Annotated in this window: 15 protein-coding genes; 3 read left to right on the top strand and 12 right to left on the bottom strand. The window is 75.7% G+C overall.

Translation table 11 applies throughout. The features are described from left to right. Window positions 1–11 precede the first annotated feature (11 nt). The 12 genes from QWY28_RS07215 to QWY28_RS07160 all read right to left on the bottom strand — a co-directional run bounded on the left by QWY28_RS07215 (window position 12) and on the right by QWY28_RS07160 (window position 14,101). On the bottom strand, window positions 12–1,031 hold the full coding sequence (locus QWY28_RS07215; protein WP_300951642.1) for a uroporphyrinogen decarboxylase/cobalamine-independent methonine synthase family protein: 1,020 nt from the start codon (window positions 1,029–1,031) through the stop codon (window positions 12–14). Beyond that, the gene (gene mnmA, locus QWY28_RS07210) at window positions 1,028–2,137 is read right to left on the bottom strand and encodes a tRNA 2-thiouridine(34) synthase MnmA (protein ID WP_300951641.1); all 1,110 of its coding nucleotides are present in this window, start codon (window positions 2,135–2,137) and stop codon (window positions 1,028–1,030) included. The genes QWY28_RS07215 and mnmA overlap by 4 nt, the downstream gene beginning before the upstream one ends. After that, complete coding sequence (locus QWY28_RS07205; protein ID WP_300951640.1) at window positions 2,134–3,321, bottom strand: cysteine desulfurase family protein; 1,188 nt, start codon at window positions 3,319–3,321, stop codon at window positions 2,134–2,136. Before QWY28_RS07205 ends, mnmA begins: the two co-directional genes overlap by 4 nt. A gap of 79 nt (window positions 3,322–3,400) precedes the next feature. Further along, window positions 3,401–4,405 carry an endonuclease/exonuclease/phosphatase family protein gene (locus QWY28_RS07200; RefSeq protein WP_300951638.1) on the bottom strand — a complete coding sequence of 335 codons (1,005 nt, stop codon included), beginning with the start codon at window positions 4,403–4,405 and terminating at the stop codon, window positions 3,401–3,403. Between the two features lie 13 nt (window positions 4,406–4,418). Beyond that, the gene (gene proB / locus QWY28_RS07195) at window positions 4,419–5,546 is read right to left on the bottom strand and encodes a glutamate 5-kinase (protein ID WP_300951637.1); all 1,128 of its coding nucleotides are present in this window, start codon (window positions 5,544–5,546) and stop codon (window positions 4,419–4,421) included. Continuing rightward, window positions 5,539–7,068 carry a GTPase ObgE gene (gene obgE, locus QWY28_RS07190; protein WP_300951636.1) on the bottom strand — a complete coding sequence of 510 codons (1,530 nt, stop codon included), beginning with the start codon at window positions 7,066–7,068 and terminating at the stop codon, window positions 5,539–5,541. Before obgE ends, proB begins: the two co-directional genes overlap by 8 nt. 115 nt (window positions 7,069–7,183) lie before the next feature. Beyond that, entirely contained in the window at window positions 7,184–7,438 is a 255-nt protein-coding gene (gene rpmA, locus QWY28_RS07185) for a 50S ribosomal protein L27 (RefSeq protein WP_166189404.1), read from the bottom strand. A 43-nt stretch (window positions 7,439–7,481) separates the two neighbouring features. Further along, a complete protein-coding gene (gene rplU / locus QWY28_RS07180; RefSeq protein WP_300952284.1) occupies window positions 7,482–7,790 on the bottom strand; it encodes a 50S ribosomal protein L21 in 309 nt (102 codons plus the stop codon). Window positions 7,791–7,964: 174 nt separating this feature from the next. Beyond that, complete coding sequence (locus QWY28_RS07175; protein WP_300951634.1) at window positions 7,965–11,498, bottom strand: Rne/Rng family ribonuclease; 3,534 nt, start codon at window positions 11,496–11,498, stop codon at window positions 7,965–7,967. A 294-nt stretch (window positions 11,499–11,792) separates the two neighbouring features. Then, window positions 11,793–12,521 (bottom strand): TIGR03936 family radical SAM-associated protein, encoded by a 729-nt coding sequence (locus QWY28_RS07170; RefSeq protein ID WP_300951633.1) that lies wholly within the window; start codon window positions 12,519–12,521, stop codon window positions 11,793–11,795. 9 nt (window positions 12,522–12,530) lie between these two features. Beyond that, window positions 12,531–12,953 carry a DUF4190 domain-containing protein gene (locus QWY28_RS07165; RefSeq protein WP_300951632.1) on the bottom strand — a complete coding sequence of 141 codons (423 nt, stop codon included), beginning with the start codon at window positions 12,951–12,953 and terminating at the stop codon, window positions 12,531–12,533. Beyond that, on the bottom strand, window positions 12,950–14,101 hold the full coding sequence (locus QWY28_RS07160; protein WP_300951631.1) for a winged helix DNA-binding domain-containing protein: 1,152 nt from the start codon (window positions 14,099–14,101) through the stop codon (window positions 12,950–12,952). Before QWY28_RS07160 ends, QWY28_RS07165 begins: the two co-directional genes overlap by 4 nt. Window positions 14,102–14,119: 18 nt before the next feature. Between QWY28_RS07160 and QWY28_RS07155 the strand changes: the two genes are divergently transcribed. The 3 genes from QWY28_RS07155 to QWY28_RS07145 are packed head-to-tail and all read left to right on the top strand — an operon-like array spanning window position 14,120 to window position 17,495. Then, the gene (locus tag QWY28_RS07155) at window positions 14,120–15,124 is read left to right on the top strand and encodes an endonuclease/exonuclease/phosphatase family protein (RefSeq protein WP_300951630.1); all 1,005 of its coding nucleotides are present in this window, start codon (window positions 14,120–14,122) and stop codon (window positions 15,122–15,124) included. Further along, window positions 15,121–16,317, top strand: a complete 1,197-nt coding sequence (locus tag QWY28_RS07150; RefSeq protein ID WP_300951629.1) for an MFS transporter — start codon at window positions 15,121–15,123, stop codon at window positions 16,315–16,317. Before QWY28_RS07155 ends, QWY28_RS07150 begins: the two co-directional genes overlap by 4 nt. A gap of 17 nt (window positions 16,318–16,334) precedes the next feature. Then, window positions 16,335–17,495 carry a sensor histidine kinase gene (locus QWY28_RS07145; RefSeq protein ID WP_300951628.1) on the top strand — a complete coding sequence of 387 codons (1,161 nt, stop codon included), beginning with the start codon at window positions 16,335–16,337 and terminating at the stop codon, window positions 17,493–17,495. Window positions 17,496–17,539 lie beyond the last annotated feature (44 nt).

The following is a 17,539-nucleotide window of genomic DNA, read 5'->3' as shown; positions in this document are numbered from 1 at the left end:
CCGGGCTGTGCTCAGCCCGCTCGCACGTTCGCGGCGCTCGTCCTGACCAGGGCGAGCGCCGCGCGTGCGTACGTCGCGTCCGCGCCCGCCAGCCCGCAGGCCGGGGCGACGACCAGGCCCGGCAGCTCGGCGGGGTCCAGCCCGAGCATGTCGAGCCACCGCAGCACCCGCTCGGTCAGGTGCGCGTCGCTCGGCAGCGCCCCACCCGCGCCGGGCACCAGTCCCAGGGCGACGGACTCCCCCGCCTCGAGCGCCGCGGCCAGCACGTCGTGGTCGGCGGCGGCCAGCACCTCGACGTCGACCGACAGCCCGCGGGCGCCGGCGCCGCGCACCAGCCCCCACGGCGTGCCCGGGGCGCACGCGTGCACCCACGGCTCCGCGCCGGCGTCGGCGATCGCTGCCAGCACCCACTCGAGGCCCTGGGACGCCTCCGGCAGGTCGACGGTGCGGTGCCGGCCGAAGCCGGAGGCGGTCGGGACGGAGCCGGTCACCACGGCGGCGAGCGCCGGCTCGTCGACCTGCACGACGAGCCGCTCGATCGACGGCAGCCGGCGGCGTACGTCGGCGACGTGCGCGCCCACGCCCTCGGCGAGCGCCTGCGCCAGCTCGCGGCGGGCACCGTGGTCGGCGACCAGCTTGTCGCCGCGGGGCCGCTCGACGGTGGCGGCGAGCGTCCACGGCCCGGCGACCTGCAGCTTGAACGCGCCGGTCAGTCCGTGCGCCTGCTCCTCGAGCGTGTCGAGGTCCTGGGCGAGCAGGCTGAACGCACGGCGGTGGTCGAGGCCCGGCGAGCCGGAGGAGCCGGTGAGCCGCCACCCGGCGGGCTGCAGGTCGGCGTCGAGCCCGTCGACGACCGCCAGCCCGCGCCCGGTCATGGTGGCCGTCGCCCCGCGGCCGGGCACCTCGGGCAGGTACGGCAGGCCGGGCTCCTCGCCGAGCTCCCCGAGCACCACGCGGACCGCCTCGTCGAACCAGCGCTGGTCGTCACCCGGGTGGGACCCGACACCGGTCGCCCGGACCCCGCCGCTCACGCGGGCACCCGGTCGGTCGCGGCGATGGTCGCGGACCCGACGACCCGGGTGCCGTCGTAGACGACGGCGGCCTGGCCGGGGGCGATGCCGTACGCCGGGTCGAGCAGGTCGACCTCGACCTCGCCGCCGGGTGTGACGACGACCCGGGCGCGGTGCTCGTCGCCGTGCGCGCGGAGCTGGACGGTCACGCCGGGCCCGTCGAGCGCGGTCGGCACGGTGCCGCACCAGCGCGGTCGGATGCCGCGCAGGCGGGTGACCGCCAGCCGCTCCCGGGGGCCGACGCGGACCGTGCCGGAGACCGGCTCGATGTCGAGCACGAACCGCGGCCTGCCGTCGGGCGCCGGCGTGCCGATCCGCAGGCCCTTGCGCTGGCCGATCGTGTAGCCGTAGGTGCCCTCGTGGCTCCCGAGCACCTCTCCGGTCGCGTCGTCGACGATGTCGCCGCCGTGGTTGGGCGCCCGGTCGCCGAGCTTCTCGCGCAGCCAGCCGGCGTTGTCGCCGTCGGCGACGAAGCAGATGTCGTGGCTGTCGGGCTTGTCGGCCACGAGCAGCCCCCGGGCGGCCGCCTCCACGCGGACCCGGGACTTCGGGGTGTCGCCGAGCGGGAACAGCGAGTGCCGCAGCTGCTCCTGGTCGAGCACGCCCAGGACGTAGGACTGGTCCTTGCCGCCGTCGGCCGCGCGGTGCATCTCGACCAGGCCGTCGGGCCCCTCGCGCAGCTGCGCGTAGTGGCCGGTGGCGACCGCGTCGAACCCGAGGGCCAGGGCCCGGTCGAGCACCGCGGCGAACTTGATCTTCTCGTTGCACCGCAGGCACGGGTTGGGCGTGCGCCCGGCGGCGTACTCGTCCATGAAGTCCTCGACCACGTCGGCGTGGAACCGCTCGCTCATGTCCCAGACGTAGAACGGGATCCCGATGACGTCGGCCGCGCGGCGGGCGTCGTTGCTGTCCTCGATGGTGCAGCAGCCCCGCGCGCCGGAGCGGTACGACGCGGGGTTGCGCGAGAGGGCCAGGTGCACGCCGGTGACGTCGTGACCGGCCTCGGCGGCACGCGCGGCGGCGACGGCGGAGTCGACGCCGCCGGACATGGCGGCGAGGACCCTCATGCGCGTGCGGCCCGCGCCCGCTCGACGACGGGGGCGATGGCCTCGACGACCGCGTCGACGTCCGCGGCGGTGCTGGTGTGGCCCAGGGAGAAGCGCAGCGAGTGCCGCGCGGACTCCTCGTCGCAGCCCATGGCGAGCAGCACGTGGCTGGCCTGCGGCACGCCGGCGCTGCACGCCGAGCCCGTCGAGCACTCGACGCCGCGCGCGTCGAGCAGCATCAGCAGCGAGTCGCCCTCGCAGCCCGGGAAGCCCAGGTGGGCGTTGCCGGGCAGGCGCCCGGGCGCCGAGCCGTCCAGCGGGGCGCCGTGCAGGTGGGCGTCGGGCACCTGCTCGACGACCCGGCGCACGAGGTCGTCGCGGAGCGCGGAGACGCGGGCGGCGTGCTCGGCCTGGTTCTTGACCGCCAGCTCCACCGCGGCGGCGAAGCCCGCGATCGCCGGCACGTCGAGCGTGCCGGAGCGGATGTCGCGCTCCTGCCCGCCGCCGTGGACGATCGGGGTCACGCCGAGCTCGCGACGTACGACCAGGGCGCCGACGCCGTAGGGCCCGCCGACCTTGTGCCCGGTCAGCGTCAGCGCGTCGACGCCGGTGCGGGCGAAGTCGACGGGGACCTGGCCGACCGCCTGGACGGCGTCGGTGTGGACCGGGATGCCGTGCGGCGCGACCGTCGCGACGACCTCCTCGACCGGCTGCAGCGACCCGACCTCGTTATTGGCCCACATCACCGAGACCAGGGCGACGCTCGCGGGGTCGCGCTCGACGCTGGCGCGGAGCGCGTCGAGGTCGAGCACCCCGTGCGCGTCGACCGGCAGCAGCTCGACCTCGGCGCCCTCGTGCTCCTCGAGCCAGTGCACGGTGTCGAGGACGGCGTGGTGCTCGACGGCGGTGGTGAGCACGCGGGTGCGGCGCGGGTCGGCGTCGCGGCGGGCCCAGAACACGCCCTTCACGGCCAGGTTGTCGGCCTCGGTGCCGCCGGAGGTGAAGACCACCTCACCGGGCCGGCAGCCGATCGCCTGCGCGATCGTCTCGCGCGACTCCTCGACCACCCGCCGGGCGTGCCGGCCCGAGGCGTGCAGCGAGCTGGGGTTGCCGACCGCGAGCATCCGCGAGGTCATCGCCTCGACGGCCGCGGGGACCATCGGGGTGGTCGCGGCGTGGTCGAGGTAGACGGTCCTGCTGGTCATGACGCCCCCAGCCTACGGCGCGCCCCTCCACCCCCGCCGAGGTGGCAGCCCCGCAGGCGCCACCTCGGCGGTCGGGGGGTCACTGGGGTGCGAGCTCGGCGACGACCGCGCGGTGGTCGGTGCCGCCGAGGGCGACGGCCCGGGCGGAGCGGGCGGCCAGGTCCTCGCCGACCAGGACGTGGTCGATCTGGACGAGGGCGGGGAGGAACGAGAGCGGCCCGAACAGCCCGTTCTCGGGCCAGGTGGGCTGGAAGCCGGCGTTGGCCAGCTCCACGGCGTCGCGGTAGCCCGCGTCGACCAGCCGCCGCAGGGGCGCGTGGTCCAAGGTGGCGTTGAGGTCACCCACGACGAGGTCGGCCCCGCCCCGCACCGCGGCCCGTCGCAACGTGTCGTGGTCGCGGCGCCAGTCCCCCGCGTCGAGCGGCGCGGACGGGTGCACCGCGAGCAGGGTCAGCCCACCCGGTCCCCCGACGTCGACCTTGTACGACGCCAGCGGGGTGTCCAGCCGGCGCGGCTCGGACAGCGGCACCCGGCTGAAGACCATCGTGCCGACCACCGGGTCCTCCTCGGGCCCGCCGACCGCGTACGGCAGCACGTCGTCGATCCCGGCCGAGCGCATCTGCCGCAGCGCCGGCCCGGTGATCTCGTTGACCACGAGCAGGTCGGCCTCCTCGGCGCTCGCCAGCTCGACCAGCCCGAGCGCGTCGCCCTCGCCCTGGAAGAGGTTCGAGGTCACGACCACCAGCGGGTCGGCGCCGCGGGCGGCGGGCGGGTTGGGACCGAGCCAGTACGGCGCGACCCACCACCCGTGCGCGGCCAGGCCGGCGGCGGCGAGCACCACCGGCACGAGCTGCACCCGGGACCGCCACCGGGCGTGCCGGATGCCGGCGACCACCAGCGCGGCGGCGTACAGGGGCAGGGCGTAGGGGACGAACGAGGTCAGCCGCACCGCAGGTCCCCAGGACGGGTCGGTCAGCCGCAGCGCGGTGAGCACCGCCGCGGGCACCAGGACCAGCGCGAGCAGGACCAGCCCGAGGTGGTCGCGCAGCCACCAGCCGGTGGCACCGAGCGCGCGGCGCAGCATCCCGGCCGGCGCCTCAGACGAGCGCGAGGTCGTCGCGGTGGACGACCTCCCGCTCGTAGGCCGCGCCGAGCTCCCGCGCGAGGTCGCCCGAGGAGCGCCCGAGCAGGCCGGGCAGCTCGTCGCTGTCGAAGTTCACCAGGCCGCGGCCGACCAGGACCCCGTCGGGCCCGACGACGTCGACGGGGTCGCCGGCGTGGAAGGACCCGGTGACCGCGGTGATCCCGGCGGCCAGCAGCGAGGCGCGCCGCTCGACGACCGCGCGGACCGCGCCGGCGTCGAGGACCAGCGAGCCCAGCGGCTCGGTGGCGTGGGCCAGCCACAGCAGCCGGGTCGGGCGACGCCGCCCGGTGGCGTGGAAGAGCGTGCCGACCTGCTCCCCCGCCAGCGCCTCGCCGGCGCGGTCGGCGGAGGTGAGCACGACCGGGATGCCGGCGCCGGTGGCGATCCGGGCGGCCTCGACCTTGGTCTGCATGCCGCCGGTGCCGACGCCGGCCGCGCCGGTGCCGCCGATGTCCACGGCGGCGAGGTCGGCCTCGGAGGCCACGTCGGTGAGCAGCCGGCTGCCGGGGCTCGACGGCGCGGCGTCGTACAGCCCGTCGACGTCGGAGAGCAGCACCAGCAGGTCGGCGTGGACCAGGTGCGCGACCAGCGCGGCCAGTCGGTCGTTGTCGCCGAACCGGATCTCGGTGGTGGCGACCGTGTCGTTCTCGTTGACGATCGGCAGGACGGCCAGCTCGAGCAGCTTGGCGAAGGTCTGGTGGGCGTTGCGGTAGTGCGAGCGCCGGGTCACGTCGTCGACCGTCAGCAGCACCTGACCGGCGACGACGCCGTGGCGGGCCAGCTCCTCGGTGTAGCGGTGCACCAGCAGCCCCTGGCCCACGGACGCTGCCGCCTGCTGGGCCGCGAGGCCGCGCGGCCGCGTGCGCAGGCCGAGCGGCGCGAGCCCTGCGGCGATCGCGCCGGAGGAGACCAGCACGACCTCGGCGCCCCGCGCCCGGGTGGCGACCAGGACGTCGACCAGGCGGCTCATCCGGGCCGGGTCGATCCCGCCGGCGGCCGTGGTCAGCGAGGAGGAGCCGACCTTGACGACGACGCGCCGGGCGTCGGTGACCTGGGCCCGGCCGGACGCCGCCTCACTCACCGGGGTCGTCCTCGTGCCAGTCGGGGTCCTCCGCGCTCCCGATCTCGTACGACGTCGGGCCGCCCGGCCGGTCCAGCCGGCGTGCCACGTCGGCGCGCGTCTCGTGCTCGGCGCGCTCGTCCATCAGCTCGTCGATCGCGCGTCGGCGGCGCGCGGCGGGCCGGGACTCGTCGAAGCGCTGGTCCTCGCCGCGCCGGCCGAGCATCTCCGCCCCGGCCTCCATCCCCGGCTTGAAGTCGAAGACGACCGCGTTGTCGGGGTGGCCGATGAGGACAGTGTCGCCCTCCTCGGCGCCGAGCTTGACCAGCCGGTCCTCGACGCCGAGCCGGTTGAGCCGGTCGGCGAGGAACCCGACGGCCTCGTCGTTGCTGAAGTCGGTCTGGCGCACCCAGCGCTCGGGCTTGGTGCCGCGCACCCGCCAGCCCTCGCCGGTGGCGGTGACGGTGAAGTCGTCGCCGCCGTCGGCCGCTGCCGGGCGGATCACGATCCGCTTGGTCTCCACGACCGGCTTCGCGGCGCGGGCGGCCTCGACGATCGAGGCCATTGCGAAGGTCAGCTCGCGCAGGCCGGCGCCGGAGGCGGCCGAGACCGGGATGACGGTGAGGCCGCGCCCGCGCAGGTCGTCGATGGTGATGTCGGCGAGGTCGGAGCCGTCGGGGACGTCGACCTTGTTCAGCGCGACCAGCCGCGGCCGGTCCTCCAGGCCGCCGTACCGGTGGAGCTCGTTCTCGATGACGTCGAGGTCGTCGAGCGGGTTGCGGCCCGGCTCGATGGTGGCGGTGTCGATGACGTGCACGATCGCCGCGCACCGCTCGATGTGGCGCAGGAAGTCGTGCCCGAGGCCGCGGCCCTCGCTGGCGCCCTCGATCAGGCCCGGCACGTCGGCGACGGTGAACGTCGTGTCGCCGGCGGTCACCACGCCGAGGTTGGGCACCAGGGTGGTGAACGGGTAGTCGGCGATCTTCGGCCGCGCCCGCGAGATCGCGGCGATCAGGCTGGACTTGCCGGCGCTCGGGAAGCCGACCAGGCCGATGTCGGCGACGACCTTGAGCTCGAGCACGATGTCGAGCTCCTCGCCGGGCTCGCCGAGCAGCGCGAAGCCGGGCGCCTTGCGCTTGCTGCTGGCCAGCGCGGCGTTGCCGAGGCCGCCGCGGCCGCCCTGCGCGATCACCATCTCGGTGCCGGCGCCGACGAGGTCGGCGAGGACCGTCCCGTCGCGGAGGCCCACGACCGTGCCGTCGGGGACGGGCAGCACGAGGTCGGCGCCGTGGCCGCCGTTGCGGTGGGCGCCCGCGCCGTGGCCGCCGTGCTCGGCGCGGCGCTTGGGGCTGTGGTGGTAGTCGACGAGCGTGGTGACCTGCGGGTCGACCCGGAGGATCACCGACCCGCCCGGCCCGCCGTTGCCGCCGTCGGGGCCACCGAGCGGCTTGAACTTCTCGCGGTGGACGGACGCGACGCCGTTCCCACCGCGCCCGGCAGCGACGTGCAGGGTCACGCGGTCGACGAACGTGGGGACGGCCATGGGATCTACCTACTTCTGGCGGCGGTGCGCCGGGTGGAAATGACGAAGGGCGCCCCGGAACCGGGGCGCCCAACGGTTGTCGGCTCGGGGCCGACCGACGATGTGTCGCCTCAGGTCACTCGCCCGGGACGATGTTCACGACGCGACGACCCCGGCGGGTGCCGAACTCGACCGCACCGGGAACCAGCGCGAACAGCGTGTCGTCGCCGCCGCGGCCGACGCCGCTGCCCGGGTGGAAGTGGGTGCCGCGCTGGCGGACGATGATCTCGCCGGCGTTGACGGCCTGGCCGCCGAAGCGCTTGACGCCCAGACGCTGCGCGTTGGAGTCGCGACCGTTCTTGGTCGACGCCGCGCCCTTCTTGTGTGCCATGTCGTGTCCTTGGGTGTGGGTTGCTGACCTCGAGCGGTGAGGCTCAGAGGGAGATGTCGGTGACCTTGACCTGGGTGTACTTCTGGCGGTGACCCTGGCGCTTCTTGTAGCCGGTCTTGTTCTTGTACTTCTGGATGATGATCTTCGGGCCCTTGGTGGCGCCGACGACCTCGACGGTCACCGACGCCTTGTCCAGCGCCGCGGCGTCGGAGGTGACGGTGTCGCCGTCGACCACGAGCACGACGGGGAGGGTGACCGAGTCACCGGCGGCCGTCGCGACCTTGTCGATCTCGATGACGTCGCCCACGGCAACCTTCTGCTGCTTGGCGCCTGCGCGCACGATCGCGTACACCGCGGTCTCCTTCGTCGGTCTCTGCATTACGTCGGGGTCCCCGGGCGCGCACGCTTGCGCGCCGCACGGAGAGAGGGCGCGCCGTCCAGCGCGCACCGAGGGTCAATACTACGGACGCGGGGCGGCGACCGCAAAACGCCGGTCGGCCGCCCCGTCAGCCCTCGCTCGCGCGGTTCAGCGCTTGCGGGGGCCCTTCTTCTTCACCGGCACGTGCTCGACCGAGGGCTCGTCCACGCCCTCGCCCGACCCGGTGCCGTCCGTCGTGGGTACGCCGTCGGCCGGACCCTCGTGGCCGACGCCGCCGCTCGCACCGTCCGCCGCACCGTCCGCCGCGCCGCCGGCGGGCGGACCCGCGGGCCGGGTCGCGCTGCGGCCCCGCGTGCGGGTGACGACCTTCGGCGCGGGCGGCGTGACCACCGCGGTGGTGTCGACCGGCTCCACGGCCTCGGCCGTCGCCGGCGCCTCGGGCGTGGCCGGCTCGCTGATGGAGACCGGCTCGGTCACCGTCACGGTGGCCGGTTGGCCGGCCGGGCGGCTGGCCGCCCGGCGCCGCGTCCGCGTCACCACGCGCGGCGCTGCCGGCTCGGCGGCCGGCTGGTCGAGCGGCTGCTCGGCCTCCGGCGTCGCGACGGGCTCGGCCACGGGCTCCACCAGGGTTTCGGCGACCGGCTCGGCCACCGGCTGCTCGGTCGGCTGCTCGGTCGGCTGCTCCGTCGGCTGCTCGGCGGCCGGCTCGGCCGTCCGGGACCCGCTGCGACGACGCGTGCGGGTCACCACGCGGGGCGCCTGCGGCTCCGGCTGCGCCTGCGGCTCGCGGTCGGCCTCGACCTGGGACTCGGACGCGGCCTCGGTCTCCGCCGGCGCCTCGGCCTGTGGCTCGCGGTCGGCCTCGGGCTTCTCGTCGTGGCGCGCCATCGCGGCGAGCTCGGCCGGGGTCGGCACCTTGCCGCCGCCGCCGCCGCCGTTCGGCTTGTCCTGCCCGCCGTTGCGGCCCGAGCCCTGCTGGCCGCCCTGCTGGTTGCTCTGCTGGCCGCCCTGCTGCGGCTGGTCGTCGTCGCGACCCTTGCCGCCACGGCGCCGGCCACCGCGGCCGCGACCCTCGTCGTCGGCCTTGCGCGGCTCGACGGGCGCCTCGTGGATGACCACGCCGCGGCCCTGGCAGTGCTCGCAGTTCTCGCTGAACGACTCCACCAGGCCGGTGCCGATCCGCTTGCGCGTCATCTGCACCAGGCCGAGGGAGGTGACCTCGGCGACCTGGTGCCGGGTCCGGTCGCGGCCCAGGCACTCCACCAGCCGGCGGAGCACCAGGTCGCGGTTGGACTCCAGGACCATGTCGATGAAGTCGACGACGATGATGCCGCCGATGTCGCGCAGCCGGAGCTGGCGCACGACCTCCTCGGCCGCCTCCAGGTTGTTCTTGGTGACCGTCTCCTCCAGGTTGCCCCCGGAGCCGGTGAACTTGCCGGTGTTGACGTCGATGACCGTCATCGCCTCGGTGCGGTCGATGATCAGCGACCCGCCCGACGGCAGCCAGACCTTGCGGTCGAGCGCCTTGGCGATCTGCTCCTCGACCCGGTACGCCGCGAAGACGTCCCTGCCGTCGTTGTCCGACGGCTCGTACCGCTCGAGCCGCTCGGCGAGGTCCGGCGCGACGTGCTCGACGTAGCCCTGGACGGTGTCCCAGGCGTCCGGTCCCTCGATGACGAGCTTGGAGAAGTCCTCGGTGAACAGGTCGCGGACCACCTTGAGGGTGAGGTCCGGCTCGCCGTACAGCAGCTGCGGGGCGCTGCCCTTGGCCTTCTTCTCGATGTCCTCCCAGCGCGCCTTGAGCCGCTCGACGTCGCGGGTCAGCTCGTCCTCGCTGGCGCCCTCGGCCGCGGTGCGCGCGATGACGCCGGCGGTGTCGGGGACGATCTCCTTGAGCAGCGCCTTGAGGCGACTGCGCTCGGTGTCGGGGAGCTTGCGGGAGATGCCGCTGGTGGTGCCGTCGGGCACGTAGACCAGGAACCGGCCGGCCAGGCTGATCTGGCTGGTGAGCCGGGCGCCCTTGTGGCCGATCGGGTCCTTGGTGACCTGGACGAGCACTGACTGGCCCGAGGAGAGGACCGACTCGATCTTGCGCGGCTGGCCCTCGCGGTGGCCGAGCGCGGACCAGTTGACCTCGCCGGCGTACAGCACCGCGTTGCGGCCCTTGCCGATGTCGATGAAGGCCGCCTCCATGGAGGGCAGCACGTTCTGCACGCGGCCGAGGTAGACGTTGCCGATCAGCGAGGTCTGGGACTCCCGCGCGACGTAGTGCTCGACGAGGACCTTGTCCTCGAGCACGCCGATCTGGGTCAGCTCCTCGCGCTGGCGGATCACCATGACCCGGTCGACGGCCTCGCGGCGGGCGAGGAACTCCGCCTCGCTCACGATCGGGGCGCGCCGGCGGCCCGCCTCGCGGCCCTCGCGGCGGCGCTGCTTCTTCGCCTCCAGGCGGGTGGAGCCGGAGACGGCGGTGATCTGGTCCTCGCCCGTGCGGCTCTGGCGGACCCGGGTGACGGTCTTCTCCGGGTCGTCGCCGCCCTCGCCGTTGTCCCCGCCCTCACCGGAGCGGCGGCGACGGCGCCGGCGCCGCGAGGTGGAGCCCTCGCCGGACTCCGCGTCGCCCTTGTCCTGGTCGCCCTTGCCCTGGTCGGCCTTGTCCTGCTCGGAGGTCTCCTCGCCGGACGTCTCCCCCGCGCCGGTCTCGCCGGCGTCCTCGGCCGCGGCGCCCGAGTCGTCGGAGTCGGCATCCGCGTCGGACTCGGCGGATCCGCCGTTGTCCCCGCCGCCGGACTTGCGGCGACGACGCCCACCACGGCGGCGGCGACGACGGCCGTTGCCGCCACCCTCGCCGTCCTGGTCCTGGTCCTCGTTCTGGTCCTCGGCCTGGTCCTCGGCCTGGTCCTCGGCCTGGTCCTCGGCGGCGTCCGACTCGTCGGCCTGCGCCTCGGTCTCGGCCGCCGGCGGCTCGACGGTCGGCTCGCCCGGCCCGGTCTCGGTGAGCCCGGTCTCGGTGAGCGCGGCGTCGGTCCCGTCCTCGTCGGTCGGCTCCTCGACCGGCGCCGGCTCGGGCGCGGGCGCCGTCCGCTTGCGGGTCCGGCGGGCGGGGGCCTTGACGGGCTCGGGCGCCTGGAAGAGCGGTACGGCGGCGGACCGGGCCGCCTCGGCAGCGGGAGCCTCAGGAGCGGGGGCCTCGGCGGCGGGCGCGTCGACAGTCGGCTCCGCGACCGGCTCCGCGACCGGCTCGGCGACGGCGGGCTCGGCGGCCTTTTTCCTGGCCGGGGCCTTCCTGGCGGCGGCCTTCTTCGTGGTCCGCTTCGCGGCGGCCTTCTTCGCCGGCGCGCCCTCCTCGGACAGGGGAGCCCCGGTGGCCTCGGCGGGCGCCTCAGCAGGCACGTCGACCGGCACGTCGACGGGCGCCTCGACCGGAGCGGCGTCCCCGATCGGGAGCTCGGCGTCGCCGGCAGCGGCGGCCTTCTTGGTGGTCCGCTTGGCCGGGGCCTTCTTCGCCGCGGCCTTCTTGGTGGTGCTGGACTTCGCCGTCGTCTTCTTGGCGGCGGTCTTGCGCGCGGCGGCCTTCTTGGCCGGCGGCGCGTCCTCCGCGGGCGGGTCGGCGGGGGTGGTCCCGGCCGGCGCCTCGGCGGTGGTGTCGGTGGGGGCGACCTGCAGGTCGTCGTCAGCCATGTGCTGCTCCTCGGCCCGGGCCCCGCAGGGCGACCGGGCGGTCAGACGCCGCCCACCCGGGTGCTCAAGGTCGACGGCGCAAAGCCTTCGGTGGCGGCGACACCCTCCGCGGTGTGCGTCACTGGGTGTGGGAGGTCACCTGCCGCGGTCGCCGGGCCCTGTCACGGCCGCGTCGCGGTCTGGCGACGACCTGCACCCACCGTGCCGGCCCACAGGCTGCGGACCAGGCGAGAACGTCGTCGGGTCGACGGGGTCGACCGTCGCCGAGTATCGCACACCACACGTGCGTTGCGGTCATGCCCGCGCGTGCAGCGGGTCGCGGACCTCCCCGGTCGCCTCGTCGAGCGGGCCCTGCGCGACCCGGGTGAGCAGCGGCGCCGGGCCGAGCGCGACGGCAGAGACCTGCGCCAGGCCGCTGAGCACGTCGTCGGGACGGACCGCGGGCACGGCGTGTCGCAGCACCAGCTCGAGCCGGGCGCCCGCCGCCGAGCCCTCGGGCGCCGGCACCGCGACCAGGGACACCACCGGCACCCGGCAGTCCAGCTGTCTCAGCCCCTTCTTGGTCATCCGCCCGACCGTCACCGACCCCGCCGCGAGGAACGCGTCGACGGCGGTGGCCGCCTCGGTCGGCTGGGCGGCCACGTCGGCCCACCAGCGGCTGGCCTCGAGCAGGTCGGCGAGCGAACCGCCGGCGGACTCCACCACCTCGAGCACGTCGAGCCCGGGCGGCAGTGCCTCCTCGAGCTGGGCGTGCACGTCGGCGGGGTCGACGACCGCGGCGAGGGCGATCTCGAGGTACTCCGCCTCGCTGGCCGACCCGGTCGGCGCGGCGCCGGCGTAGGAGATCCGGGGGTGCGGGTTGAAGCCGGAGGAGTACGCCATCGGCACCCGCGCCCGGAACACGGCCCGCTCGAAGGCCCGGCTGAAGTCGCGGTGGCTGGTGAACCGGAGCCGGCCGCGCTTGGCGTACCGGATCCGCAGCCGCTGGACGGGAGGGGCCTGCTGCTCGGGCTGCTGACGCACCCGCGGATCCTACGGCCGGCAGTCCTCGAGCAGCGGATCCCCGGACGCCGGGCCACCGGGGCCGCAGGCGCTGGGGCTCGGCGTGATCTCGCCGAGCTCGTCGAAGGTCCGGTCGACCGCCACCCCGAAGACCACGACCATGCCGACGAGGACGACCAGCGCCAACGCGGAGAGGATCGTGCCCACCAGGCCGGTGACGAAGCCCGCGGTCGCGACACCGGCCCCGCCGAGCCGCCCGCCCGAGGCCGCGATCTCCCGCTCGGCGGACTTGCCGAGGATCATCGCCGGCACGCCGGTGAGGAACCCGAAGCAAGTCAGCGACAGCACGCCGAGCACCAGCGCCGTCGTGGCCTGGCCCGGCGTGGGCGCGGGTGGGGGCGGCGGCGCCCACCCGCCGGGCGGTGGGGGCGGCGGCTGCGGGGGCAGGGTCACGGACTCTCCTCCAGGGCGGGCCTCATGGCGGGCGAGGGGTAGACGGTGCCGACACGCTCCCCCGCCAGCCACCCGCTCAACCGTGCCGCCTCGACGTCGAGGCGGGCGCGGACGGCCACCGGCACGTCCTCGACCAGCCGGACGGCGACGGCGCCGGTGGCGTCCTGGACCCAGCAGCCGACGACCCGGCCGTTCCACCAGGCGGTGGTGCCGGCGTTGCCGTTGCGGTCGAACAGGGCGGGCGCGTGCGGACCGAGGTACCAGCCGCGCTCCTTCCACCCCATCACCGTGGCGTCCAGCACGGGCAGCAGGGCGACCCAGTCCTCCGGGCCCACGACCGGGTCGAGGTCCTCGGGCAGCAGCCAGCCGGCGCCACCGCCGTCGAGCCCCACCGGGACCGCACCGACGGCGGCGAGCGCCGCGCGGACCGCGCCCTTCGTCGCGCCCAGCCACCAGACCAGGTCGGCCTCGGTGCCGGGGCCGAAGGACCACAGCCAGCGCCGCACCAGAGCGGCGTACCCCTCGGCCGGCGGGAGCGGCGCCGGCACCTCGTCCAGCCAGTGCTCCAGCAGTGTCCAGCGCGGCCGGGAGACCCGCCAGTGCTGGGTGTTCGTCCCCCGGACCACCCGGGCCTCCGCGCCGAGGCCGGTGAGCACCCGCCCGGTGAACAGTGAGCCGCCGAGGGCGGGCACGGCAGCGCGGAGCTCGGCCGCGGTCAGCCCGGCGGGGTGCTCGGCCAGCAGCGCCAGGACGTCGGCGCGCACCGCCGCCCACCAGGCCTCGCCGTCGGCGGCGAGCCCCTCGACCACGACGTCCTTGACCACCCGGGACCGCTCGGTGGCCGCCACCCGCGCCGAGGCGCTCCCCCACGCCGCCGGGAGCAGCTCGCGCGGGTGGAGGAAGAGCGTGCGGCGCATCGCCAGCTGCTTGACCAGGGTCCGGTCGACCTCGACCGCCCGGTCGAGGTCGGCGCGCACGAAGCCGTCGACGCGCGCCCAGGCCGAGAGGTACGGCGTCGCCGGCTCGGTCGCGTGCAGGACCGTCATCGCCGAGGTCGCCGCCGCGACGTCGGCCGCCCGCGCTCCCGGCACCAGCCCGTGACGGACCGCGAGCCGCGCCCGGCGCTCGTCGTCGGTCACGTGGCGCACGGCGCCTATCCTGCACGAGTGCATCGCTGGGTCCACGGGCTCTTCGCGCTCGTCGCCCTCGCGACGATCGTCGCGCTCGTCGCGCTCTGGCCGCGGCCCGACGACGTGCCCGGCGGCCCCGGTCGACCGAGCGGCCTGCCCCAGCCCACCGGACCGACCGTCCCCAGCCCCACCGGCGGGCCCGGCGACCCCTCCGGCCCGCCCACCGGACCGGCCTCGCCCGGCGGCCCGACGCTCCCCACGGAGCCGACCCAGACCTGCGTCGACCCCGCGCCCGAGGAGCTCGCCGTCCTCACCTTCAACATCCACGGGGCCCTCGGCGGTGGCGGGCTGGACCTGGAGCGGATCGCCCAGGAGATCGAGGCCTGGGACGCCGACGTGGTGCTGCTGCAGGAGGTCGACCGCTACCGCGCCCGGTCGCGCTTCGTCGACGAGCCGACCTGGCTGGGGACCCGGCTCGACATGAACGTCGTCTTCGGCCGCAACGTCGTCCGCGCGCCCGAGCGCCGGGGCGCGCCACGCTCGGAGTACGGCACCGCCGTGCTCAGCCGCCTGCCGGTGCGCCGGTGGGAGAACCGGATGCTCCCCCGCCAGCCGGGCCAGGAGCAGCGCGGCCTGCTGCGCGTGACGCTCGACCTCGGCGGCCGGGCCCTCGACGTCTACGGCACCCACCTGCAGCACACCCGCGGCGCCATCCGGATCATCCAGCTCCGGGCGGTACGCCGCATGGTCGTCGCCCGCTCGGGCAGGACCACGCCGTTCCTGCTCGGGGGCGACCTCAACGCGACCCCGGACTCCCCGGCGATGGCCGTGGCCCGCTCGTTCGCGCTCGACCCGTGGCCCGCCGTCGGCCGTGGGGAGGGGCTGACGGTCCCGCCGCGGGTGCCGAGGCGGAGGGTCGACTACGTGCTGCACTCCCCCCACCTGCTCCCGACGAGCGCCCAGGTGCTGCGGTCCGCGATCAGCGACCACCGCGCCGTGCGCGTCACCTTCGACGTCCCCCGCCCCGGGTGCGGGCGGTGACCGCCGCGACCACCCGGCGTACCGCGCTCCTCCTGCTCGCCGGCGTCCTGCTGCTCTCGCTCAACCTCCGACCGGCGGCCGTCAGCGTCGGACCCGTGCTCGACGAGGTCCGCGACGCGTTCGGCATGTCCGGCGCGACCGCCGGCCTGCTCACCTCGCTGCCGGTGCTCGCGTTCGCGTTCTTCGGCGCGCTCGCCCCGAGCGTCGGCCGGGCCGTGGGGCTGCACCGGGTCACCCTGCTGGCGCTGGTCGCGGTCGGCGGCGGGCTGCTCGGCCGCGCCGTCACCGGGAGCGAGCCGGTCTTCCTGCTCCTGTCGCTGGTGGCGGTCGCCGGCATGGCGATGGCCAACGTGCTGCTCCCCTCGCTGGTCAAGCTGCACTTCCCGGACCGGATCGGGGCGATGACCGCGGCGTACACCACCGCGCTCGCCGTCGGCCTGACCGCCTCGCTCGCCCTCACCGTGCCCGTCGCCGACGCGTTCGGGGGCTGGCGCACCGGGCTGGGGCTGTGGGCGGTGCTGGCGCTCGTGGCGGCGCTGCCGTGGGTCGGCCTGGTCGTCCACGACCGCCGGCCCGAGGACGAGGAGCCGGCCCGCGTCGTGCGGTTCCTCGAGGTCGCACGGACCCCGCTGGGCCTGGCGATGGCGCTGTTCTTCGGGCTCCAGTCGCTGCAGGCGTACGCCGTGTTCGGCTGGTTCGCGCAGCTGTGGCGCGACAGCGGCTGGTCGCCGGCGGCGGCCGGCCTCCTGGTCGGCCTGGTCGCGGCGGTCAGCATCCCGCTCTCGCTGTGGCTGCCGCGGCTGCTCGCGGCGCAGGCACGACCTCTCGTCGTGCTGCTGGCGGTGATCGGCTGCTACCCCGTGGGCTACCTCGGCCTGCTCGTCGCGCCGTACTCCCTCGCGCCCCTGTGGGCGGTCCTCGTCGGCACCGGCTGCTGCACCTTCCCCCTGGTGCTGACGCTGGTCGGCCTGCGCTCGCGCACGCCCGCCGGCACCGCGGCGCTGTCGGCGTTCACCCAGTCCGCGGGCTACCTGATCGGGGCGACCGGCCCGTTCGCGGTCGGCCTGGTCCACGACGCGACCGGCGGCTGGGACTGGCCGGTCGCGCTGCTGCTCGTGCTCAGCCTGCCGCTGGCCCTCGTCGCGGCGTACGTGGCAAAGCCTCGTGCGATCGAGGACCAGCTGCACCGGTGACCCGGCACCATGGCCGCGTGCCCCGAACACCGGACCTGCGTCAGTACGACACCCTCGACCGGCCGCCCCGCGAGGACCTGGTCAGCGTCGCCGAGCTCGCCGCGTCGATCTGCGGCACCCCGATGGCCTCGGTCAACCTGATCACCGGCGGCGTCCACCACCAGGTGGCGACCGTCGGCATGGACCCCGGCGTGTGCCGGCTCGAGGACTCCATGTGCGGGGCGGTGCTCAAGGACGACCCGCCGGTGCTGGTCTCCAACACCCTGGAGGACCCGCGGTTCGCCCAGAACCCGTTCGTCAACGGCCAGCTCGGCGCGATCCGGTTCTACGCCTCGCACCGGATCACCGCCCCGGGCGGCGCGACGATCGGGACGCTCTGCGTCTTCGACCTGGAGCCTCGGACCCTCGACGGGCGCCAGCTCACCGCCCTCGGCACGCTCGCCGACCGGGTCGTCGACGTGCTCGAGCTCTCCGCGCGCAACCACCAGCTCGAGACCGTCTCGACCCGGCTGCGCGAGTCCAACGAGCGGCTCGCCGCGTTCGCCGGCCAGATCAGCCACGACCTGCGCACGCCGCTCACCGGCATCAGCATGGCCCTCGAGCTGCTCGACGAGGAGCTCGAGCAGCACCCCTCCTCGACGAACGCCGGACGCCTGGTCGCCCGCGCCCACTCCTCGGCCGGCCGGATGGGCGCGCTGCTCGCCGACGTGCTGCGCTTCGCCACGCTCGGCGGGGGCCTGGACACCGCGCCGGTCGATCTCGGCGCGCTGCTCGACGAGGTCCTCGCCGACCTCGAGCCCCTCGGCGACGCCGTCGTCGAGCACGGCGCGCTGCCGACGGTCCCCGCCGACGCCGCGCAGCTGCGGGCGGTGCTGCAGAACCTCGTGGGCAACGCCCTGAAGTACCGCCACCCCGACCGGCCGCCCCGGGTCTGCGTGACCGCCCACCGCGACGGCTCGGACGTCCGGCTGGAGGTCGCGGACAACGGCCGCGGCGTCCCCGCCGGGCAGACCGACCGGGTCTTCGAGCCGCTGGCCCGCGCCGACGCCTCGGTCGCGGGCCACGGCATCGGGCTGGCGACGTGCCGCCGGATCGTCGAGGCCCACGGCGGCTCGATCGGGCTCGACTCGGTCGAGGGCGAGGGCACCACCGTGTGGGTGCGCCTGCCGGCCTCCTGAGACCCACCTCACGTCGTAGGGTGGCGCCCAGGCCGTCGGGACCC

Source organism: Nocardioides oceani (genome assembly GCF_030412965.1).
In the GTDB taxonomy this organism is placed as follows: domain Bacteria; phylum Actinomycetota; class Actinomycetes; order Propionibacteriales; family Nocardioidaceae; genus Nocardioides; species Nocardioides oceani.
This window is presented reverse-complemented; position numbering and strand designations above follow the sequence as displayed.